Source organism: Pseudarthrobacter sp. HLT1-7, assembly GCF_059383435.1.
Genome location: NZ_JBWZCH010000013.1, coordinates 76,995 through 97,345, shown reverse-complemented (window position 1 = coordinate 97,345; position 20,351 = coordinate 76,995). Strand labels below are relative to the sequence as shown.

Genomic DNA, 20,351 nt, shown 5'->3' with positions numbered 1-20,351 from the left:
CCGCCCGGCAGGCTAGCGTCAGGCCCGGCAACGGACTGGTTTCAGTGCCCGGCCTGCGGGCCCGGCTGCTTACCGGCGGAGGCGCGCCTGAGCCACGAGCCGGCGGAAGGCTAGGACGAAGACGGCCTCGATCAGGACCATCAGCCCGAGCAGCAGCCACGCACCCTGGCTGATGAAGACGACAGCCCCGCAGACCACGAGGATGGTGCCGAGCGTGAGGGCGTAGACGGCGAAGCCGATGGCTACCTTTGCGCTGCGGACCCCCGTGCGGAAGCCAAATCCCACGGGTTCACCACCCGGGTATCCCTCAACGCGGTCCGGACCCGCCGGCTTGAGCTCATCGAACTCATCCCACGGGTCGCGGTCCTGATCCTGTTCGGCCATGGTCCCATTATCCCGCGGAACGGCCGTGCTGCGGGGTGCGTCACAGGCCCGGGGTCACATTCGCCGCCTGAGGCTGGCCAGCCTCAGGCGGCGCGCACCTCGACTTCGCCCGGGTCCGCGCCGTCGGCGCCGAACACGAGGTGGCGGTTGGCAATCTTGTCGCTGAAGAAACGGTCGTGGCTGACCACCACCACAGCCCCCGGAAAGTGGATCAGCGCCCGTTCCATGACCTGGGTGCTGGACATGTCCAGGTGGTTGGTCGGCTCGTCCAACAACAGCACCGAGGCACCGGACAGCAGGCACTGCGCCATGGCGACACGCGCTTTCTGCCCACCGGAGAGGTTCCCGATTTTCTGCTTGAGATCGGCCTCCGAGAACTGGAACATCGCGAGGAACCTGTTCACGGACTTCTTCGTGGCGCTGAAAGCCAGGCTGTCCGGCAACGCGTTGACCGCGTGGGACACGGTGTCGGCGTCGTCGAGGTCTTCGAGCATCCGGTTGTAAGAGACAAAACCGGGCCCTTTGGCCCAGGCCACGTCGCCGGAATCCGGCTGCTCCTCCCCCGTCAGCACCTTCAGCAGTGTGGACTTGCCGCTTCCGTTGGAGCCGAGGACCACAATCCGGTTGCCCCGGCGGATCTCAAAGCTCAGGCCCTCGAACAGCACCTTTTCGCCATAGGACTTGCCCAGTCCCTCCACCCGGCAGAGCACATCCTTCACGTGCAGGCCGCCGTAGATCTCCGTGACGATCTGGTCCACGGGCCGCGGTGTGCGGGACTTCTTGATCTTGGCCAGCTGGTTCCCCAGCCCGCGGCCGGCGGCCTTCGCAGCCTCGCGGCGGTCGGCGATCCCTTCGGCCTCAAACGCCAACAGCTCCGATTCGTGCACAAACTGCTGCTCAAGGGTCTTGAGGCGGAACTGTTTCTGCACCACATATTCGCCAAAGTTGCCCGGGTACTCGTGCAGATGGAAGTTTTCGACTTCGATGATCCGGGTGACGACGGCGTCCAGGAACTTCCGGTCGTGCGAGACGATGATCGCGGCACCCTTGAAGTCCCGGAACCAGCCTTCCAGCCATTCGACGCCGGCCACGTCCAGGAAGTTGGTGGGCTCGTCGAGCAGCAGCACGTCCGGGCCCTCCAGCAGGATCTTGGCCAGGGCCGCGCGGTTGCGCCACCCGCCGGACAACTCATCGATCGCGCAGCTGCGGTGCGCCTCGTCGAAGCCGAGGGTCGTGAGTACCGTGTCGATGCGCCGCGGGTAATCCCAGCCGTCGAGGCGGTCCATCTCCTCGAACAGCTCGGCCTGGCGCTGGATCAGCCGGTCGAGGTCTGCGCCGGAAGGGTCCGCCGCGATGGCCGCGTCAATGGCTGCGAGCTCGGCTTCGATGGCCGTGATCTCGGCGAACAGTCCGTCAAGCACCTCCCGGATTGTGGCGTCGCCGTTGAGTTCGGAGAACTGGGAGAAGTAGCCCACCCTGGTGCCCAGCTCCAGGGTCACGGTGCCCGTATCGGGTGTCACCTGGTCGAGGACCAGCTTGAGGATGGTCGTTTTCCCGGAGCCGTTCTTGCCGATCAGGCCCACCCTGTCCCCGGCTTCGAGGCGGAAGAACGCCTCGCGAAGGATCTGGGTGTTATCGAAGCGGACGCTGACATCCTGCAGCCGGATCAGACTCATGGGTATTTTCTCTCTCGCGTTGGGGCTTGGTAAGGCATGTGCGCGCCCAGCGGCGCGTAGCACTGCGAAGTACTGCGTGGCGCCTGGCGCTAACGGGGAAGGAGCCGCCACAGGGACGTGACCTCGGCCGTGCGGGCCTGGAACAGCGGATCGTTGCGGTCGGATGCCTTCGGATGGGTTGGCCGTGTGTCGAGCCGTTCCAGGACCTCCAGGCCGGCCGAGTCGATGGCGCCCAGCAGCTCGTCACGGGTCCGCAGGCCTAGATGCTCGGCGAGGTCCGAGAGCACGAGCCAGCCCTCACCGCCCGGCTCCAGATGACTGGAGAGCTCGCTCAGGAAACGGAACAGCATCCGGCTGCCGGGGTCGTAGACGGCATTGTCCAGGGAGGAATGCGGCGTGGCCGGAATCCACGGCGGGTTGCACACGATGAGCGGGGCGCGGCCGGGCGGGAACATGTCGCCCAGCACAGCCTCCGCACGGTCCTGGACGCCGAGGTTCCGGAAGTTCTCGACGGCGCACGCAATCGCGCGGGGTTCATTGTCCGTCGCCACCACGCGGTGGACGCCGCGGCGGGCCAGAACAGCGGCGAGCACCCCGGTGCCTGTTCCGACGTCGAACGCCAGCGTGCCAGAGGGCAGCGGAGCGGCGGCCACCAGGTCCACGTACTCGCTGCGGGTGGGAAAAAACGTGCCGTAGTGCGGATGGATGCGGCCCTGCAGCGCGTCGACGTAGACGCCGTTTTTTCGCCACTCGTGGGCACCGATGGCCCCGACCAGCTCATGCAGGGACACCACCGAAGATTCGCCGATTTCCCCGTATGCCTCCACGACGGCGTCCTGGAGGTCCGGCGAGCGCCGCAGCGGCACCACCGGGCCCGGATCAAGCGGGATCAGCAGCAGGCCGAGGATGCGCGCGCGATGCGAGCGGGCCTGGCGGTGCCGGTAGAACCCATCGGCCGGGGTGTCAGCGGTCTTCTTCTTCTTCCCGGCGCCCACCCGCCGGTCCATGGCGTTGAGGATCTGCCGCGCATTGTGAAAGTCTCCGTGCCAGAGCATCGCGATGCCCTGGGACGCCATCCGGTTCGCCTCATCGGCCGTAAGCGCGTCGTCGACCACTTCAACGCGCGCAGGCGCCGGCCTTCCGTTCGCCGATCGCCACCGGGCAGTCCTGCTGTGGCCGGCCTCCGCCCAGGTCACGACGGCGGGCCCATCCGCCCCGGCTGCCTGCGGGGGCTGGAGGGCCGGCGTCGGGATGGCCAGGGGGCCTGGCACGGCGGTAGCGATATGAGTTCCATTCCCAGAGTCCGAGGGGCGGATCGGAGACTGAAGTTTGCGGCGGGATTCCGCGATGCCTGGGATGCGGTCCAAGATTTCGGCCAAGGTTTCGGCGATGAACCGAGCCCGACGAAAAGCCGATACTGCCGCTCGACGTATGCCCTCAGGATACAGCTGGGCGATGGCCGTCATCCGCCATCCGGCGTCAGGTCATTCGCTGTCAGGCCAGGGCGGCTGGCTCTCGGGGCCGGACCGTACTGTTACTGCGGGATGCGGCTGCGCACGATCTCGCTGACGGCCTTGCCGTCGAAGCGTCCGGCGACCTTTGCCGTGACGGGCTTCATCACGGCACCCAGCTGCCGGATGGTCAGCTCAACACCATCAGCCTTGAGTGTATTGATAACCCCGTCCACGATTGCTTCCACCTCGGCGGCGGTCAGTGCCTGGGGCAGGTACGCCTCGATGATCCGGGCCTCGGCAATTTCCGCTGCCGCCCGGTCCGTCTCCCCGGCCTCGGCGTAGATGCGGGCGGTGTCGCGGCGCTTGGCGGCTTCCTTCTGGAGCAGCGAGGTGACCTGGGCGTCGTCGAGCACCATCGGCGTCTTACCGGACTTCTCGCGGGTTTCGATTTCGCCCAGCACGTTGCGCACCGTGGTGAGGGCCAGCTTGTTGCGGTCCTTCATGTGGCTGACGACGTCAGCGTGCAGGCGTTCTTTCAGGGTGGTCATGATTCTCCTCGTCTCACTGGACAGGATATCGGGAATGTCCCGCTCCCCCGGCGCGTTGGCCGCCACGTCAACTACAGTTCGAGCAAGAGCGTGTCTGAGCCGCCGTTGCGGCCGGCCTTGACGAAGCCGGAACGCCCGTAGAGGACCCGGGCCCGGTTCCCGTCCTCGACGCTGAGGCTGATGGCCCGGAGTCCACGCGCGGATCCGAGGGCTATCAACCCTCTCATCAGGGCCGAACCAACGCCTCTCCCGCGATAGCCGGGCAGCACACCGATGGTGAGTTCGGGGACGTCTGCGGCCACGAATCCGTACCCGGCGTCGTCGGCGGCGAAAATCCGGCACCAGGCGGCACCCACGCCGGCGCCATTGACTGTCTCGGCGACTACGCCGAAATCTTCCGTTCGTTGCCAGCCCGCGAGGTAGTGCGCCAGTTCGGGCTTGTTCATGAACTGCTCGGGCGTGCAGCGGGCTTCGCCGCTCCAATTCATCGCTTCGAAGCCGGCCGCGGCGAGGATCAACGCATCATCGGCGGTTGCTTCACGGATAGTGACTGCCTCGGTGTCCATGATCATGAGGGTAGCGCGGCTGATGGTTCGACAGCTGCCCCTCAGTTCCTTTCCGGCGGGTTTGTAGACTCGGGGCATGTCGAATCCGGAAGTGCTTTCAGTTGAGCGCTGGTGTTCGCGCTTTTTGGGAGAGGGCGCACTCATTGCGCTGACTGCCCTGGCGGGCGGCCAAATGTCGAGCCTGTTTCGCTTCGACGCTGGGGACGGGCGCTCGTTTGCCGTAAAAGTCCGGTTGGATCAACCGGCCAAGGTAGACCGCTGCCTCGAAGTCCAGCGGTTTGCAGCCAGCGAGGGGTTCCCTTGCGCCCGCCCGGTTACGGCAGCTTATTCGCTAACGGGTGGATTGATTGTCTCGGCCGAAACGTGGCTGCCAGGCGGAGAGATGCAAACACCGGACGACGCATCGTTCACCCAGCGCTCAGCGACGCTCCTGGCCATGCTTTCCGGGACTCTCGTTTCCCAATCCCCTGCCGGATTTCAACCGCCCCCGCCGTGGATGCACTGGAACCCGCCGGGCGGGGACCTGTGGCCCGCCAATCCAGCTATCGACATCATGGACCAGAGCCTTGTCCCCGAACATGTGCGCGACGTCGCCCGACGCGTCGCAGCCCGGCTGGCGGAAACCACCTTGCCGTGGGTGATTGGTCACGGGGACTGGGAGAGCCAGAACCTCCGATGGAAAGGCTTCCGGCCATGGGCGGTCCACGACTGGGACAGCCTTGTCGCATTGCCTGAAGCGTCGATCGCCGGAGCAGCATCTGGGGCGTTCACCAGCACGGACGTTCCGACCCTCGCCCCGCTCGAAAGCTCCGAAGAGTTCCTGGAGCACTACCAGAGAGCAAGAGGCCGTCCATTTACCCGGGAGGAACACGAAGTCGCCTGGGCGGCGAGCCTCTGGCCTGCCTTGCACAACGCACGGGGCGAGAGCCTCTTCCGGTCCAGGCCAGAAGCACTTCACGAACTGACTCAACAGGCACAGGAAAGACTCAAGCGCGCACACGTCCACAGCTAAACATCCCCGAAATTGGGGGTAGGGTCCACTCATGACCACCCCAGGCGCCTTCTCGACCAAGCCCACAATTGAGGGCGAGAAGGCAAAGCTTCGTCCGTTCACGCAGGCAGACATCGATGCCATGGGACCGATCCTTGCCGACCCTGAGGTGCTCAGGCTCACCGGGTCCGTTCATACCACCGCCGAGGCGGAGAGCAGGTCGCCCGTGCTGGACGCCTCCACGCGCGAATGGTACGAAACACGATCGGATCAGGCAGACAGGCTGGATCTGGCCATCGTGGACCAGGCCACCGATTTGTGCGTCGGCGAGGTCGTCCTGAACGACTGGAACGAGCACGATAACACCTGCAACTTCCGGATCCTGATCGGGCAGTCCGGCCGCAACCGCGGTATCGGTTCGGAGGCTACCCGGCTGGTTCTCGCCCATGCCTTCCGGAGCACCAATATCAACCGGATCGAGTTGGACGTATACACCTTCAATCCACGGGCGCGCCGTGTCTATGAGCGCAGCGGGTTCTCGCACGAAGGACGGAAGCGGGCCGCCCTCACCTTCGATGGTGTCTACATCGATGCCATCGTCATGTCAGTACTCCGGTCTGATTGGGAATCCTGACGCCAGACCGGACCCCAGTCGTGTGCGCCTCGCAGCCACGGTCATCAGGTGAACAGATGCTTGATCAGCGTCTGGCCAGAATCCCCTGTCGCGACATGCAGTTCCCCCTTGTCTGTCCCGAGCGCAACGATCTTCCAGCCCCGCCTCAGCTCGGCAGGTCTTTTGGACGGCGGATCCACCTGGCCGCGGTCCACTAGATCGGAATACACGGTGATCCGGCCTTCGGGTTGGCCTTTGTCCACGTAGTCCGGCTGGAATTTCATCACGCCGCCGCTCAGCTCCGCAAAACCCGGCAGCCACCTGCCCCGCAGCGATCCCGGGAGCGCGTCCGCATACCGGAGGGCGAGTTCGATCACTCCGCGTTCGGCGTCGCGCGCCAGACGCGCTTCCTTCTGCGGCTTGGCCATGCGCACAAGCAGGTACGTGCCGAGACCCATACCTATGGCGACCATGGCCGTCGAACCCCAGAATCCGACTTCGTCCCGAAGCAGGTTTGAAGCGAACAGTGCGATGAAGAGCAGCCAAACGTTTGAGGAGACAAGGGCTTTCTCCCAGCTGCCCCGGGGCGACGGCTTGAGCATTTCCACTGCCATCTTTGCATCCTATGGTCACGGGGCCCGTTTGGCAGGGGCGTGCTAGATACTCTTACGCTCGATATATAACCATATCTTCCTAATGAGATCGTGAATTAGTATTTGAAAATTCCAATCCTCGCTGAAATGGTTAGCAGAGCCAGGCCGTCCGGATGACAACGACACCGCGGTCCGCAGACTGTCATGAGAGGACAAGTCCCGTTGCTCATCGAATCCACACCGGACAACAGCGTGCTGACAATCGTCCTCAACGACCCGGCGCGCCGAAATGCCATGGGCGATCACATGCGCGGCGAACTCGTCACGGCCCTCGAACGTGCCGCCGGCGACAGCTCGGTGCGCGCACTGGTGCTTCGGGGCGCGAACGGCAACTTCTGCTCAGGAGGCGACCTGACGGCCATGCCTCCGGAGAACCTCACCGCGGCCCGGCAGCGCCTGGCTCAAGTCGCCAACTTGGTGCGGCTACTCTGCGGCTTCACCAAGCCCACTCTTGCCGTTGTGGAGGGCGCCGCCGCAGGCCTGGGAGCCAGCCTCGCCATCGCTTGCGACTACGTCTACATGGCGGACGACGCCCGGCTCATGTTCCCTTTCACCAGGCTAGGGCTCCTGCCCGATGGAGGAATTCTGCACAGCCTGGGAGCGCGGATAGGCGTCCCCAAAGCGAGGCAGTTGCTGCTCGAGGGCCAGACACTCGGCGCGGACCAGTGCCTCCGCCTCGGGCTGGCCGACTACTGCTATCCGCCGGACCAACTCGCGGCGGAAGCCGCGGCCAAGGCGGGCAACCTGGCCGCTGTGGCGCCCCTCTCCGTCGCGGGCATTAAGAGAGCCTTGGCCGAGGGGCTTCCTTCTCTGGAAGACGCTTTCGCCGCCGAGCACAGCGACCAGCCCGCGTGCTATTTTTCCGGCGATTTCGCGGAAGGCAAACGGGCTTTTGCCCAGCGTGGACTCCCCGTCTTCACGGGATCATAGACAGGGTGAATCGAGTTGAGGAGTGCCAGGAACGGTTCCCGCGACTACCGGTGGCCGGCCTCCGAACTCCTGATGCTGCTCGACGTCTCCAGGATCGGCAGCGGATCCATCACCGTACGCTACTCGGCCATCCAAGAATCCGCGCCCGTCTTCCGGGGCAGCACCGTACTGGTCCCGTTTGAAACGAAAACGAACCGCCCCAGAAAACTAAGCACCGCTGAAACCGAATACCTCTCGCGGTATTCCGAAACGGAGACATCATGACCGAATCGACCGACTTTTTCCTGCTGGAAGAATCGCTGACAGCGGAGCAGCGGGCCATCGCCGGCCGGGTGCGCGCCTTCGCCAACAAAGAGGTCCTGCCCATCATCAACGACTACTGGGACCGGGCAGCGTTCCCTTTCGAGCTGGTGCCAAAAATCGCATCACTGGGAATAGTCGGGACCACCATCGAAGGGTACGGATGCCCCGGCATGGACCGGCTCTCCTCGGCCCTCGTCTCTCTGGAGATGTCCCGCGTTGACGGCAGCATCAACACTTTCCTCAGCGTCCAGTCCGGGCTCACCATGGGATCGATCGCACTGCTGGGCGATGAGGACCAGAAAAGCCGCTGGCTGCCCGCCATGGCCGCGCTGGACAAGATCGGCGCCTTTGCCCTGACGGAACCGGACCACGGCTCGGACTCTGTGGCATTGGAGACGACCGCACGTCGCGAAGGTGACCATTGGCTGCTCAACGGCAAAAAGCGCTGGATCGGCAACGCAAGCTTCGCCGACGTCGTCATCATCTGGGCCCGCGACGACTCGGACGGTAAAGTCAAGGCCTTCGTGCTGGAAAAGAACCCCGACGGCACCTACCCCGCGGGCTACACCACGGAAGTCATCACGGGCAAGATCGGCAAGCGGGCCATCCTGCAACCGGACATCGAGATTGCCAATCTGCGGATTCCGGCCGGCAACATGCTGGCGGCTTCGACAGGATTCAAGGATGTGGGCCGCGTGCTGATGGCCACCCGGGGCAACGCCTCCTGGGAGGCTCTCGGCCACGCCATGGCAGCGTACGAGGCGGCCGTCGCGTATGCCAAAGACCGCGTCCAGTTCGGCAAGTCCATTGCCAGCTTCCAACTCGTCCAGAACAAGCTCGCCAATATGTTGGCCGAGCTGACAGCCATGCAGCTGATCTGTTTCCGGATCACCGCCTTGCAGGAGCAGGGAAAGCTGACCGGTCCGATGTCCTCGTTGGCCAAGATGCACACCGCAAAGAAGGCGCGCTGGATCTGTGCCGAGGCCCGGGATGTCCTGGGCGGCAACGGGTTGCTTTTGGACTACCACGTTGCCCGCCATATGACCGACATGGAGGTTGTTCACACCTATGAGGGGACCGACTCCATCCAATCGCTCATCCTGGGGCGCGAGATCACCGGCATTTCCGCTTTCAGCGGGTCTTAACCGCTGCCGGGAAGGGGGACTGCGCCGAAATGGCGAAGTCCCCTTTTTTCCATTCCCGGCTAATCCGTGGCTGCAGCCATGAGCGCGTGGCGTCCGCGCCTCCGAAGCGTGTTCAGTGACGTTGGTGTTCTCCTCGGTCAGTGGCCGGTTAGGCGCCGGCCGCCGTCGATCAACAGCTCGGTGCCGGTGATGTAGGATCCAAAGTCGCTGAGCAGAAAGGCGCAGGCATCGGCGATTTCCTCTTTCCGGGCGAGCCTTCCCAGCGGAATATTCGCCAGGTGCTCGTCCATCTCCGCTTCCGTTCCGTACAAGATCCCGGCGCCGCCGGTCTGACCCGTCAGCCCGGGTGTGAGCACGTTGAGGCGGACGCCGTGGGGTGCCCAGGCCGCGGCAAGCGACTTCGTCATTGCCAGCACTCCCGCCTTCGCGCTGGCTGAATGGACGGTGTCCGGGTTTCCCGTCAGTGCCGCGGAAGTGCCGATATTCACTACCGACAAGGGCACCGAGGACGTGATGGCACGCCGGCCCACTGCCTGTGTAAGGTTCCACGTGCCCTTGAGCACGATGTCAACCACCGCGTTCCAGCCATTCGGTGTCAGGTCCAGCGGGTTGACGCGGAAATTTCCGGCGGCGTTGTTCACGAGCAGGCCTACCGGACCGAAGTCGGTTTCGATGGCTTCAAGGGCGTTATGCACCGCCGCTTCGTCACGGACGTCCGCCCGGTACCCTCTGACTTCGAATCCTTTCGCCGTCAGGGCGGCGGCGGCGGTCTCAAGTTTGGTCTCATCGCGTCCGATGATTGCTGTCTTGGCGCCGAGGGCTCCCAGGCGTCCGGCAATGGCCAGGCCGATCCCGGAGGTGCCTCCCGTGACAAGCGCGGTCCGGCCGCTGAAAATTTGGGTGCTAAACATCCGCTTCCGCTCCTTTTCTCACCGGAGGTAGACCCGGCCTGGATCGATTTCGTCACGGAGCAGCCGGAGTTCTTCCCGGGTGGGCGGAGGCGTCACGGTAAGGTCATCCCGCACTGTGACCGGCCACCCGGTCTGCTCACGGACCTGCTCCAGGGTCACGCCCTCGTGGATACTGGCCAGGCATAATTCACCCGCTGCATCCGCTTTGAAGACACCGAGTTCGCTGATGACGGTGGTGACACCAGCGCCCCGCGTCGGCACTTTGGGATCGACCCGCCGTGCTGCCGCCGGCGAGGGGCTGGTGCAGAAGTCGAGCTCCCGGACAAAGGAGGTGCTGTTGTGTCGGCGCATGACGACGAATACCTCCTGGGAGTTCGCCATCACCTCGGCGGCGCCCCCGGAACCGGGAAGGCGGACCGTCGGCGAGTCCCATGGGCCAATGACGCTGGTGTTCAGGCTGCCGAACCTGTCGATCTGCGCCGCGCCGAGAAAACCCACGTCGATCCAGCCGCCCTGCAACACGTATCCGAACAGCACGGGCATGGACAGGATAGCTTCGGCTCCGGTGGCCAGTGAGGCATCGGCGATGGTTTCCGGAAGTTTCGGCGGGTGAGCACCACAGACACCCGACTCGTAGATCTGTTCTATGTCCGGAGATGTGGACTTCTGCGCGAGCGCAACGGCAAGGGTTGGCAGGCCGATCCCGGCAAAAACGCGCCGTTTCCCCTGCAGGTAACGGCAACTGACAACCGCCAAGAGCTCACTGACGGTGTAGTGCGGAGATGGTACCGGCCCGACGGTGGTTGCCTCGGCAACGCTGGTCATAGGACGCTCCCATAGTTGACGGGGTTGGACAGGCGAGGGAACGGCGTCAGCCGGTCAAAGAATCCGTCGCCGAGTTTGCTGAGGTAACCGTCGTGGTCTGCCGGGTCGTGGATCCATTCCTGGATCCAGCGTTCGAGACGGTCCGGGTCTTTGCTGATGGCTGACCAGGAGCGGTAGAAGTCGTTGTCCCGGTCGTAGTGGCCCTGCGCGAAGGATGGGTGCGCCCCATATTTACACTCGACGACGGCATCGACGACGAACCCGGGGATGAGCGTCCTGTTGGGGTCGGAGCGGATAACGTCGTCGTCGACAATCTCCTCCACCAGCACGATGGTGCGCCTGGACGCGAACGCAACCTCCTGCTGCGGCCCGAGGATCCCCCAGCTCTGGATGTTGCCATGCCGGTCCGCCCGCTGAGCGTGGAGGATGGCCACATCGGGGTTCAGGGCGGGCACCACATAGGTCTCGACATCCTCCGCGAAAGGGGACGCTACCTTCCTCAGCTGGGGATTGATTTTGACCAGGTCGCTGCCGGCGTAGGACCTGATCGGCATGAACGGGATCCCGGCGGCACCGGCCTGGTACCGGGCCAAGAGCCCATAGTGGCTGTATTCCTCAAGCTCGAGCTCGCCGGGACCGCCAGCCTCGACCGCCCGCCGCACCGCATAGAGGGAACCGACCGAGCTGTTGCCGGTGAACGCGAAGACCATCTTTTTCACGCAACCGGCCGCTACCAGCTGGTCGGCAATAATGTCTGGTGTCATCCGCACCAGAGTCAGGCCCGCCAGCCCCTGCCGAATGATTTCGTGGCCTGCCGCGAAGGGGATGAGGTGCGTGAATCCCTCCAGGGCTACGACGTCGTTGTCGGAAACGAAGGTGCTTATTGCATCTCTCAGGGAGAACAATTTTTCGGCCAAGGGGAACTGCCTTCCGGATCTTTCGTCGGGTCCCCCTCATGCTGGCACCCCAGATATATAAGAGTCCAATACATAAATCGGACTTCTGTGATAAGAATCAAGTCTGAATCATCCGAATCTGATCTGAATCGAAAGGGAACAGTGGAACTCAGACATCTGGCAGGCTTTATCGCCACAGCGGAGGAGCTGCATTTCGGCCGGGCCGCCGCCCGGCTACACCTGGCGCAACCCGCCCTGAGCCAGCAGATCCGGCTGCTGGAGAAAGAACTCGGGGTCCAACTGTTCCACCGGAACACGCGGTCCGTGACCCTCAGCGATGCTGGAAAAGCACTCCTCGGCCCAGCCAAACAGGTCATGGCCGACGTCGACATCGCCCGCCGGTCAGCGATTCTCGGGAACTCGGAGATCGTCGGCAGGGTGATCATTGGCTTCGCCGGGGCAAGTAGCAGGAACGTACTGCCTGTGTTGGCACGTGCCGTCCGGGCGGAACAACCCGGCATCGAACTGGTGCTCCAGGGGCAGACATATGCCGGCACGGCGATCGCCGAGGTTGCGGCCGGCGACCTGGACATTGGCTTCTCACGCCTTCCGGTCAACAACCAGAGCATCGCCACCCGCGTCTATGGCTACGAACGGATGGTGGCTGCCCTACCGTCGGACCACCCGCTGGCCAGCAAAGAAACGATCCGGGTTTCGGACCTGGCGAGCGAGCCGTTTGTTACTTTCCCGGGCACCCAGGGCTCCACAGTGCGGGATGCATTGATCCATATAGCCATGGGCGCCGGCTTCACTCCGCGGATCATGCAGGAGGCCCCGGATTCATACACCATCCTCGGACTGGTTGCCGCCGGCGTCGGGGTGACCATCACCGTATCGTCCGTGCAGCACATCGACACGCCGGGCCTCGTATACCGGGATCTGGAGGACGACCTTCCGGACCTCGCTGCCGTACTGGCGTGGCGGAAGGACAACGTCGCCACGGCCACCAACGCTGTGCTGGAAATCGCGCAGCGGGTACTTCCAACACCACCGCGTCCCAGCTCATCAGCCATCCATGCGGCGGAAGGCATCGATTTATAGGATTTCCCACCGACTGTAGGTCGGATTAGATATTGGACGCTATGAATTTGGACTGTCAGGGTTGGGGATGAAATTCACCGTGTGCTGCGTCACAGGGTGCCACAGCCAGACAATGGAGTTGTTGTGAGCGGATTACAGAAGACGGAATCGGGCACAGCCCAGCTCCGGCAGAAGATGGCCAGGAAGGCCGGCCTAGCATCTTTCGCCGGAACCACCGTCGAATGGTATGACTTTTACGCCTACGGGACAGCCTCCGCTCTTGTCTTCGGCAAGATCTTCTTCCCCGCCCAAGATCAGGCGGTGGGCACCTTGGCTGCCTTCGCAACGTTCTGGGTCGGCTTCCTCGCCAGACCGCTCGGCGGAATCATCTTCGGTCACATCGGCGACAGACTGGGCCGCAAAAAAGCCTTGGTAGCCACCCTGCTGATGATGGGAATCTGCACCACCGCCGTCGGTCTCCTACCCACCTACGCCCAGATCGGCAGCTGGGCGGCGGTCATGCTGGTGGCACTGCGACTCGTTCAGGGCATTGCCATGGGCGGCGAGTGGGGTGGCGCCGTCGTCCTTGCAGCGGAGCACGCGCCCAAGGGCAAGGGCATTCTCTACGGCGCCTTCGCCCAGCAGGGCTCCCCCATGGGCAACCTGCTTTCAACGCTTGTGTGGCTCATGGTGGCACAGCTCCCCGACGAGGATTTCACCACATGGGGCTGGCGGGTCCCGTTCCTCCTGTCGGCGGTACTGGTGGGAATCGGACTCTTCGTCCGTTTGAGCATCGAAGAATCTCCGGCCATGCGGGCGCTCATGGAGACCAAGACCGTGGCCAAGGCACCCCTGCGCGAAGTACTCCGAAAGTCCAAGGGCATCGTGGCCCTTGGCATCGGAGCGTGCGTAATTGCCGTCTCGGCAACCTACTTCAAAGGCACCTTCGCGCTGGCTTGGGCGGTCGATGAGGGGCTCTTCACCAGGACAAGCTTCCTGTCCATCGTGACCATCTCCCTCGTGGTGCAGTTCATCGTGCAGCCATTCGGCGCACTCATCGCCTCCAAGCTCACCCTGCGCACGGCGGTGCTCCTGATGCTGGTCCCCGAGCTCCTGGTCCTTCCCATGATGTTCATGATGATCGGGACCGGGGACTACATGTTGGCGGCCGTTGGCATGGCGCTGGCCACCATCCCGCACTCCATGTACTACGCCGCGCTGGCAGGGATCCTGGCTAAGTCGTTCCCGCCCAACATCCGCTATACCGGCATATCCCTCAGTTACCAGCTCAGTTCAACCGTCTTTGCGGGGACGGCACCCATGATGGGCCAGTTCCTGCTCAACGCGACAGGATCCATCCTGGCCGTCATCGTCTTGGCCCTCGTGCATGTGGTGATCACGATCGCCTCAGTTCTCGGCCTATTGTCACGCTCGCGTAACCTCGGCGCGGACTACGGGAGCGCTGACAGCTTCGGAACGGAAAGCGAGACTACTCCCGCCGCCGGAGCAGAGTCTGATCGCAGCCCCAGCCTGCAGCGCTAGGATCCACCGAAGCACTGAGGAGGCAGTTGCCCAGTGTCTGGTCGGCTTGGTGCCAGCCGCCATCGTCGAGGTCACCGGTGCTCGTCCGAAGTGTGGTTGACCACAAGGTCCATGACCAGCTTCATACCTCAGGAGTGAAAGCCGGTGATCAGTTCATCGAGAGTTTCAAGATTTCCGAAGACCGGATCGATGACTCGATAGCCGCTGATGCCATAGCCGTTGTCGTTCTGCGGGGAGCGGTAGACCGGCGAGAGCCGCAGGACATCGACGCCGAGTCGGTGCAGGTAGTCGGGCCGGGAAATGATGCAGCCGAGGTCGCCCGGGCCGTAGCCGTTGGCATCGGCAAAGCTGCACGAATAGGGCTGATAGACCACGGCACCCTTGAACCAGTCCTGATCTGCACTGACAGGTGGTTCCGTGTGGGTTCCGGCGGGACCGAAAGTGGTCGCCGCTTGCTTTGAGCTGTGCGTTTCCTTCCAACGCGAGATCTCGGCGGCGGCGCGAAGTCGCACAGCTATGACCAGATCGCCCGGGTCCTGAGCTCCGGACCCGGCCGGCCCATCCGGTGCTAGGCTGAGCACGACACGACGGGGGACGGCTGTGCAGGGGATGCCAAAAGGGGCTCGACGTCGTCTATCCGCAGGCTCTGACCTAACTCCGACCCCGGATGCCCACCCGGTGGCCCGCACCCCCGCCTACCGGGCTGCCGTGACGTGGCCGCGCTGGCTGATGGGGACCCTGGTGGTGGTGTACTTCCTGGCCCTGATGCTGCCTGGCGAGCGGCCGCATCCGTTTGTCGAGCTGGGCCTCGGCAACGCCACCCGGTGGGTTCCCATAATCGTGGCGTGGTGTGCCGTGTACCGCACCCGGTTCCGCAGGCTGGAGTTCCTCTGCGTTGCGTCCGGCCTGACCCTGTGGGCCGGCGGCGACCTGTACAACTACTTCGCCCTGGACGGTTCTGGCGTGCTCTCCTCGCCCTCACCCGCCGACGTCGGCCATCTGCTGTTCTACCCGCTTATGCTGATCGCACTTTTCGTGCTGTCGTGGCGCACGGTACGGACCCTCACCGGTTCGGTGCTGCTGGATATGGCCGTGGGAGCGCTGGGGGGCGCAACCCTGTTCGCCGTGCTCCTCGATCCGGTTCTGAGCGAGGCCGCTTCCGGGCCAGCCTCGCTGTCGACGACGGTCGCCCTCGCCTATCCGCTGAGCGACGTGCTGCTGGTGGCGATGATCACAGGCATGGCCTCTGCACCGAAGCTCGGCTTCGGCCCAGGCTGGATGGTGCTCTCCATCGGCCTGTCCACCTACGCCGACACCGACCTGGGTTATGCCCTCCTCTCGCAGCAAGGAACGTACGTTTCCGGGTATGTCCTTGACGTGGGCTGGGCGATCGGCGTCATGCTGGTTGCGTGCTGGGCGGATGTTGCCTCCCGGGTCGAAGTCCGTCTGGCGGCCCCCGCAAGCCAGGTGCTTCCGGTCTCTGTGCCGATGCTCGCCGTCGTTGTCGGGCTTGGCGCGCTCCTGCTCGGCACCCGAATGACCCTGTCGACTCCTGCTGTGGTTCTCGCCGCAGCCACGGTCGCTGCGGCGGCGGTTCCGCTCACCTTTCGGCATCGGATCGTGCGCCGCGAGTCGCGCACAGACGAGCTGACCGGGCTGCCGAACCGGCGGGCGTTCTACGCGGACGGGCCCGCCCTACTCGGCGGCGGCACCGTGGGCAGGGCCAAGACTCTCCTCGGCCGAGCCGTCCGGGTGAGACCCCGTTCTACCACAGCCAGCCCGACCCTCCTGGCCGGCTCTGACGATCCGGTCTCCCTCCCGGCAGGGTCCCAACAACTGTCAGGAACGCAAAGCAGTCTCTCGGCTCCGCCGCGGGTCCGCGGCAGTGCGCTTCTGTTGCTGGATCTGGATCGGTTCAAGGACGTCAACGACAGCCTCGGGCATCAAGTGGGCGACCGGCTTCTCGTGATGGTGGGGGAACGGCTGGCCGCGAACGTCGGTCCGGGCGATCTGCTGGCGCGGCTGGGCGGGGACGAGTTCGCGATCGTGTTGCGTCAGGCGGATGAGGCAGCGGCGGTGGGGACCGCGCTCCGAGTGCGGGCGGCGCTGGCTGCTCCGTTCGCATTGCCGGGCATCGGCCTGCAGACGAGTGCGAGCATCGGCGTCGCGCTTGCACCCGGTCACGGCCGTGACCTCAGCGTGCTGCTGAGCAAGGCGGATATTGCGATGTACAAGGCAAAGGAGTCGCGAAGCGGCCATCACGTGTACACGGTCGGGGACGATGGCCACGGCGATGCCCGGCTGCGCACCCTCGAGGAGCTGCGGCTCGCGCTCAGCGATGACCAGTTACTGCTGCACTATCAGCCCAAGGTCCAGTTCGGATCCGACGAGGTTGCCGGGGTAGAGGCGCTCGTGAGATGGCAGCACCCCCGGCGTGGCCTGGTGTACCCGGACTCGTTTCTGCCTCTGGTCGAGGATGCCGGGCTGATGCACGAGCTGACCCGGGTAGTGCTGACGAAGGCCCTCGATCAGGCGCTCGTCTGGCAGGAGCGGGGCCACCCGCTCACGATCGCGGTAAACCTGTCGGTGAGTTCCCTCGTCGACACGGACCTGCCCACCCGGATCGCCGCGATGATTGCGAATCGCGGCCTACCGGCGTCAGTGTTGATGTTGGAAATTACCGAGAGCTTCTTCATGACCGATCGGGCGCGGGCGCTGGATATCCTCACCCGCCTGCGGGATGCCGGGATCCAAATCTCGATCGACGATTTCGGAACCGGGTACAGTTCCCTGGCATATCTGCGGGAGTTGCCGATCGATGAGCTCAAGCTGGACCGCTCATTCGTGCTGCCGATGGCCGAGGACCCACGCGCGGCCGCACTCGTGGCGTCGACGATCGATTTGGCGCACAAGCTGGGCCTGCGGATTGTCGCAGAGGGAGTCGAGGACAAGGCCGCGCTGACCGAACTTGCCAGCTATGGCTGCGATTCCGCGCAGGGCTTCTTCCTCTCCCGGCCGGTCACCGCCGACCAACTCGACACCTGGCTAGCCACCCGCACCGCCGCCGTGGCGGCCACCTAAGCGCCGTCCTCACCAGTCAGACCGTTACCAAGTGCCGCCTCGTCGACCGGCTGCAGCCGGCGGACCTCGCCCGACGCGAGAGCTGCGTTCTGACCGGCATGATCGGTCTCGCGGTCCGGGATGACGCCCTGCACAGCAATCCAATCCGGGATTTGGGCCCCATCAAGCTCGCCACCAAGAACGTCCAGGCCCTGTCAATCAAAGACGTCGAGTAACTCCGAACAGTCATCCGCAACTGGCAGGAAGACCCCAACCACCAGGGACGGCCTCGCGCCACAGATCTGTCCGTTGTCTTGGATGTCTTCTTGGCAACAGGTGCCCGCATCGGTGAGGTCCTTGCCGTGGCGGCCCGCCCGTCGGAATATTCGGGCGCCAACGATTTCTCCTGTCGTTCGGTCCATCTCGTTGCCGTGGTGAGTGGGGCGATTCGTTTAGGCGCCGGATCTCGTGAGGTAAACCGTACATATCTGTACGTGATAATGCTACAGTTATCCATACACTCATGTATGAGATATCTCGCGGATTCCCCGAAAGGAGTGTCATGACCCATCACGAGCAGTCACCTGCCGCAGCTTCACGAGAGGTACCCGCCGACCGGCCGGCGCGGGAGCACAAGCGCCTAGGCGCGTTCCTGGCTGCCGGAGCGGGCATCCTCGTCGGTATAGCCGTTGTGGGCGGGATTATCGGTCTGGGCGTTGTGCGGACGATGACACAGAGCTTCGCCGCCCAAACAGCATCCGAGCTTCCACCGCAGCCTCGCATCGACCAAGCGACAGGACGGATCCAGGTGGCGGTGGTGATGGGCGTTGGTGGATCAGTGGTGGCGGACGTGCTCGCGCCGTTCGGAATCTTCGCCCAATCTGATGCCTTCAACGTCTTCACCGTTTCAGCCGACCGCGCTCCGGTGGGGCTCTCGGGCGGCCTCACAGCGGTTCCTGACTTCTCCGTCGCTGACCTCTGTTCGGGACGGGCGCCGGAGGCGGACATCATCGTGGTTCCAGCCTTCGCTGACCCGGCAGGTCAGGCGAACGAACCCATCAGGACATGGATCAAGCGGGTATACGCCAACGGTGGAACGGTCCTCGGCGTCTGCGCCGGCGCACGCGTGCTCGTCGCCGCAGGTTTGCTCGACGGCAAGACGGCCACGTCGCACTTCGCCGACCTCGCCGACCTCGAGGCGAATCACCCGGAAACGATCTGGGTGCGCGGCGAACGGTACGTAGACGACGGGCGCATCACCACAACCGCGGGCGTGACGTCGGGAATCGCAGGCGCCCTGCACCTGGTCGAGCGATTTTCCAGCAGCGCAGAGGCGACGCGTATCGGTCAAGACATAGGCGCGTCCGACTGGAGCTTGTCGGGTGGAACCAGCATGCCGATTCACAGGGCCGGCCTAGAGGATTATCCGTACACGCTCGGCTCGGCGCTGCCCTGGTTGCAACCGAAATGGGCTGTGGCACTCACCTCTCAGACCGACGAGATGGCCGTGGCGGCAGCGTTTGAGGTCTACTCGAGCAGTTCGTTCGCCGTATCGCTGGTCCCTGTGGCGACGGAATCCACCATCCGGACCAGGCACGGCTTCGCTCTGATCGCCAGTAAACCCGAGCAGATCAACGGCAGTGTGGACCGCCTGCTCCTCGCCGGTGGGGTCAACCCCGAGATGGCGCCGTTGATCCAGTGGAGCACGGCGAACGCCGTTCCGATGTTCATCCCGCACCGCGAAGACGGCGAGTCATCTTTCGGACCGCTCGTTCGAGACCTGGCACAGGTGTCGGATGCGGCGACAGCCGCCACGCTCGCCAAGTACATCGAGTTCCCCGTGAACGAAGTCCGAGCAGATACTGCGCTCCCGCCGAGGCTACTTCTGCTCATTACCTCAACCGTCCTTCTCGGCGCGACAACGGCCGTAGTGACGTGGATGCTCGCTCGCCCGGGGTCGCGGCTGCGCCGAGCACTCCGCGGCCGGGCGGGGAGATCTACAAGGTAAGGCGGGGAGGCAGCATTCCTGTCGATCCGCATAGCGGGTCGGATTCAGCCAAGCCTCCACCGAACTCCCCCGCACTGTCGCGAGTCGCAGTTGCGATCTTGTCCCGCCAACGCAGTACTCATTTATCCGGGCCCTCAAGCCGCCCGCACCAGCGCGCGGATCGACTCTCTGACGAGCTCCGCCGCTTCATCCTCCCTCAGGCGTCCGGCGCGCACCTCTGCGGCTGCCGCGTGCAGGATGGCTATGTAACACGCGGACTGCCACTCCGCCGGTTGATCATCACGGAACAGTCCTGCGGAGCGACCCTCCCGCAGCAGCGCCCGTAGCCGCGCCATCGGACGATGCTGATGCTCCGCGTGAAGGTCCGCCGGCAGTGCTTGCTCCACGGCGGCCACCACCCCGGTCAGATCTGCCAATAGGCGCCAGGAGGACTCGACGAGTTGATCGAGTGCAGCCCACGGCCCTGCAGTCAGATCGACAGCAGCGAAGCTGGCCTCGGTACGGTCCATCGTCTGATCCAGCACACTCCTCAGAAGCTCCTCGCGTGATGAGAAGTGCGCGTACAGCGTCACTCGGCCCACGCCGGCGGCTGCAGCGATTTCCACCATGCTGGCCCGGGGGTTGGCGTTCAAACATTCGACCGCCGCACTTAGGATGGCGTCCCGGTTTCGAACCGCGTCCGACCGCAGGGCTCGTTGCGACGATCGTTGACTCATGCGGGCCTCTCTTAGGTACGTTCTCGTACACCACTGTAGTGGATACTGCT

General features: G+C 64.3%; 20 protein-coding genes. 9 read left to right on the top strand and 11 right to left on the bottom strand.

Going from position 1 to position 20,351, the window contains the following annotated elements:
- Positions 1–69: 69 nt before the first annotated feature.
- From AC50X6_RS13275 to AC50X6_RS13255, 5 genes are all read right to left on the bottom strand, one after another.
- Entirely contained in the window at positions 70–384 is a 315-nt protein-coding gene (locus tag AC50X6_RS13275; protein WP_494966675.1) for a hypothetical protein, read from the bottom strand.
- Between the two features lie 83 nt (positions 385–467).
- On the bottom strand, positions 468–2,060 hold the full coding sequence (locus AC50X6_RS13270; RefSeq protein WP_494966674.1) for an ABC-F family ATP-binding cassette domain-containing protein: 1,593 nt from the start codon (positions 2,058–2,060) through the stop codon (positions 468–470).
- A gap of 89 nt (positions 2,061–2,149) precedes the next feature.
- Positions 2,150–3,256, bottom strand: a complete 1,107-nt coding sequence (locus AC50X6_RS13265) for a methyltransferase (protein WP_494966692.1) — start codon at positions 3,254–3,256, stop codon at positions 2,150–2,152.
- 338 nt (positions 3,257–3,594) lie between these two features.
- The gene (locus AC50X6_RS13260) at positions 3,595–4,062 is read right to left on the bottom strand and encodes a GatB/YqeY domain-containing protein (protein ID WP_494966673.1); all 468 of its coding nucleotides are present in this window, start codon (positions 4,060–4,062) and stop codon (positions 3,595–3,597) included.
- 71 nt (positions 4,063–4,133) lie between these two features.
- The gene (locus tag AC50X6_RS13255) at positions 4,134–4,628 is read right to left on the bottom strand and encodes a GNAT family N-acetyltransferase (protein ID WP_494966672.1); all 495 of its coding nucleotides are present in this window, start codon (positions 4,626–4,628) and stop codon (positions 4,134–4,136) included.
- Between the two features lie 76 nt (positions 4,629–4,704).
- On the opposite strand from AC50X6_RS13255, the gene AC50X6_RS13250 reads away from it, so the two are divergent.
- Positions 4,705–5,640, top strand: a complete 936-nt coding sequence (locus AC50X6_RS13250; RefSeq protein ID WP_494966671.1) for a phosphotransferase — start codon at positions 4,705–4,707, stop codon at positions 5,638–5,640.
- A 31-nt stretch (positions 5,641–5,671) separates the two neighbouring features.
- Positions 5,672–6,253, top strand: a complete 582-nt coding sequence (locus AC50X6_RS13245) for a GNAT family N-acetyltransferase (protein WP_494966670.1) — start codon at positions 5,672–5,674, stop codon at positions 6,251–6,253.
- A 44-nt stretch (positions 6,254–6,297) separates the two neighbouring features.
- Here AC50X6_RS13245 and AC50X6_RS13240 read toward each other — a convergent pair whose 3' ends face one another.
- On the bottom strand, positions 6,298–6,846 hold the full coding sequence (locus AC50X6_RS13240; protein ID WP_494966669.1) for a hypothetical protein: 549 nt from the start codon (positions 6,844–6,846) through the stop codon (positions 6,298–6,300).
- A 183-nt stretch (positions 6,847–7,029) separates the two neighbouring features.
- Here AC50X6_RS13240 and AC50X6_RS13235 point away from each other — a divergent pair, with 183 nt between their 5' ends.
- Genes AC50X6_RS13235 through AC50X6_RS13225 form a run of 3 tightly spaced genes read left to right on the top strand, consistent with a single transcriptional unit; the run spans position 7,030 to position 9,263 of the window.
- Positions 7,030–7,815, top strand: a complete 786-nt coding sequence (locus AC50X6_RS13235; RefSeq protein ID WP_494966668.1) for an enoyl-CoA hydratase/isomerase family protein — start codon at positions 7,030–7,032, stop codon at positions 7,813–7,815.
- Positions 7,816–7,830: 15 nt separating this feature from the next.
- Positions 7,831–8,079 carry an acyl-CoA thioesterase family protein gene (locus AC50X6_RS13230; RefSeq protein ID WP_494966667.1) on the top strand — a complete coding sequence of 83 codons (249 nt, stop codon included), beginning with the start codon at positions 7,831–7,833 and terminating at the stop codon, positions 8,077–8,079.
- Entirely contained in the window at positions 8,076–9,263 is a 1,188-nt protein-coding gene (locus AC50X6_RS13225; protein WP_494966666.1) for an acyl-CoA dehydrogenase family protein, read from the top strand. The genes AC50X6_RS13230 and AC50X6_RS13225 overlap by 4 nt, the downstream gene beginning before the upstream one ends.
- A 137-nt stretch (positions 9,264–9,400) precedes the next feature.
- Here AC50X6_RS13225 and AC50X6_RS13220 read toward each other — a convergent pair whose 3' ends face one another.
- The 3 genes from AC50X6_RS13220 to AC50X6_RS13210 are packed head-to-tail and all read right to left on the bottom strand — an operon-like array spanning position 9,401 to position 11,916.
- A complete protein-coding gene (locus AC50X6_RS13220) occupies positions 9,401–10,174 on the bottom strand; it encodes an SDR family oxidoreductase (protein WP_494966665.1) in 774 nt (257 codons plus the stop codon).
- An 18-nt stretch (positions 10,175–10,192) separates the two neighbouring features.
- Positions 10,193–10,999 carry a CoA-transferase subunit beta gene (locus tag AC50X6_RS13215; protein ID WP_494966664.1) on the bottom strand — a complete coding sequence of 269 codons (807 nt, stop codon included), beginning with the start codon at positions 10,997–10,999 and terminating at the stop codon, positions 10,193–10,195.
- Entirely contained in the window at positions 10,996–11,916 is a 921-nt protein-coding gene (locus tag AC50X6_RS13210; RefSeq protein WP_494966663.1) for a CoA transferase subunit A, read from the bottom strand. The genes AC50X6_RS13215 and AC50X6_RS13210 overlap by 4 nt, the downstream gene beginning before the upstream one ends.
- A 141-nt stretch (positions 11,917–12,057) precedes the next feature.
- On the opposite strand from AC50X6_RS13210, the gene AC50X6_RS13205 reads away from it, so the two are divergent.
- The gene (locus tag AC50X6_RS13205) at positions 12,058–12,996 is read left to right on the top strand and encodes a LysR family transcriptional regulator (protein ID WP_494966662.1); all 939 of its coding nucleotides are present in this window, start codon (positions 12,058–12,060) and stop codon (positions 12,994–12,996) included.
- A gap of 123 nt (positions 12,997–13,119) precedes the next feature.
- Positions 13,120–14,517 (top strand): MFS transporter, encoded by a 1,398-nt coding sequence (locus AC50X6_RS13200; protein WP_494966661.1) that lies wholly within the window; start codon positions 13,120–13,122, stop codon positions 14,515–14,517.
- A 128-nt stretch (positions 14,518–14,645) separates the two neighbouring features.
- Here AC50X6_RS13200 and AC50X6_RS13195 read toward each other — a convergent pair whose 3' ends face one another.
- Positions 14,646–15,029, bottom strand: coding sequence for an alpha-amylase family glycosyl hydrolase (locus AC50X6_RS13195; protein WP_494966660.1), 384 nt, complete (start codon positions 15,027–15,029; stop codon positions 14,646–14,648).
- 166 nt (positions 15,030–15,195) lie between these two features.
- Here AC50X6_RS13195 and AC50X6_RS13190 point away from each other — a divergent pair, with 166 nt between their 5' ends.
- Positions 15,196–17,598: a putative bifunctional diguanylate cyclase/phosphodiesterase gene (locus tag AC50X6_RS13190; protein WP_494966659.1), complete on the top strand. Its 2,403-nt coding sequence runs from the start codon at positions 15,196–15,198 to the stop codon at positions 17,596–17,598.
- 541 nt (positions 17,599–18,139) lie between these two features.
- Positions 18,140–19,585 carry a DJ-1/PfpI family protein gene (locus tag AC50X6_RS13185; protein ID WP_494966658.1) on the top strand — a complete coding sequence of 482 codons (1,446 nt, stop codon included), beginning with the start codon at positions 18,140–18,142 and terminating at the stop codon, positions 19,583–19,585.
- A 134-nt stretch (positions 19,586–19,719) separates the two neighbouring features.
- Here the strand turns inward: AC50X6_RS13185 and AC50X6_RS13180 are convergent, their stop codons facing one another.
- Positions 19,720–20,301, bottom strand: coding sequence for a TetR/AcrR family transcriptional regulator (locus tag AC50X6_RS13180; RefSeq protein ID WP_494966657.1), 582 nt, complete (start codon positions 20,299–20,301; stop codon positions 19,720–19,722).
- Between the last annotated feature and the right edge of the window lie 50 nt (positions 20,302–20,351).

Bases quoted from the DNA above. Each gene is read 5' to 3' on its own strand.
- AC50X6_RS13275 (WP_494966675.1), bottom strand. From the start codon at position 384: ATGGCCGAACAGGATCAGGACCGCGACCCGTGGGATGAGTTCGATGAG.
- AC50X6_RS13270 (WP_494966674.1), bottom strand. From the start codon at position 2,060: ATGAGTCTGATCCGGCTGCAGGATGTCAGCGTCCGCTTCGATAACACC.
- AC50X6_RS13260 (WP_494966673.1), bottom strand. From the start codon at position 4,062: ATGACCACCCTGAAAGAACGCCTGCACGCTGACGTCGTCAGCCACATG.
- AC50X6_RS13255 (WP_494966672.1), bottom strand. From the start codon at position 4,628: ATGGACACCGAGGCAGTCACTATCCGTGAAGCAACCGCCGATGATGCG.
- AC50X6_RS13250 (WP_494966671.1), top strand. From the start codon at position 4,705: ATGTCGAATCCGGAAGTGCTTTCAGTTGAGCGCTGGTGTTCGCGCTTT.
- AC50X6_RS13245 (WP_494966670.1), top strand. From the start codon at position 5,672: ATGACCACCCCAGGCGCCTTCTCGACCAAGCCCACAATTGAGGGCGAG.
- AC50X6_RS13240 (WP_494966669.1), bottom strand. From the start codon at position 6,846: ATGGCAGTGGAAATGCTCAAGCCGTCGCCCCGGGGCAGCTGGGAGAAA.
- AC50X6_RS13235 (WP_494966668.1), top strand. From the start codon at position 7,030: ATGAGAGGACAAGTCCCGTTGCTCATCGAATCCACACCGGACAACAGC.
- AC50X6_RS13225 (WP_494966666.1), top strand. From the start codon at position 8,076: ATGACCGAATCGACCGACTTTTTCCTGCTGGAAGAATCGCTGACAGCG.
- AC50X6_RS13220 (WP_494966665.1), bottom strand. From the start codon at position 10,174: ATGTTTAGCACCCAAATTTTCAGCGGCCGGACCGCGCTTGTCACGGGA.
- AC50X6_RS13215 (WP_494966664.1), bottom strand. From the start codon at position 10,999: ATGACCAGCGTTGCCGAGGCAACCACCGTCGGGCCGGTACCATCTCCG.
- AC50X6_RS13185 (WP_494966658.1), top strand. From the start codon at position 18,140: ATGACCCATCACGAGCAGTCACCTGCCGCAGCTTCACGAGAGGTACCC.
- AC50X6_RS13180 (WP_494966657.1), bottom strand. From the start codon at position 20,301: ATGAGTCAACGATCGTCGCAACGAGCCCTGCGGTCGGACGCGGTTCGA.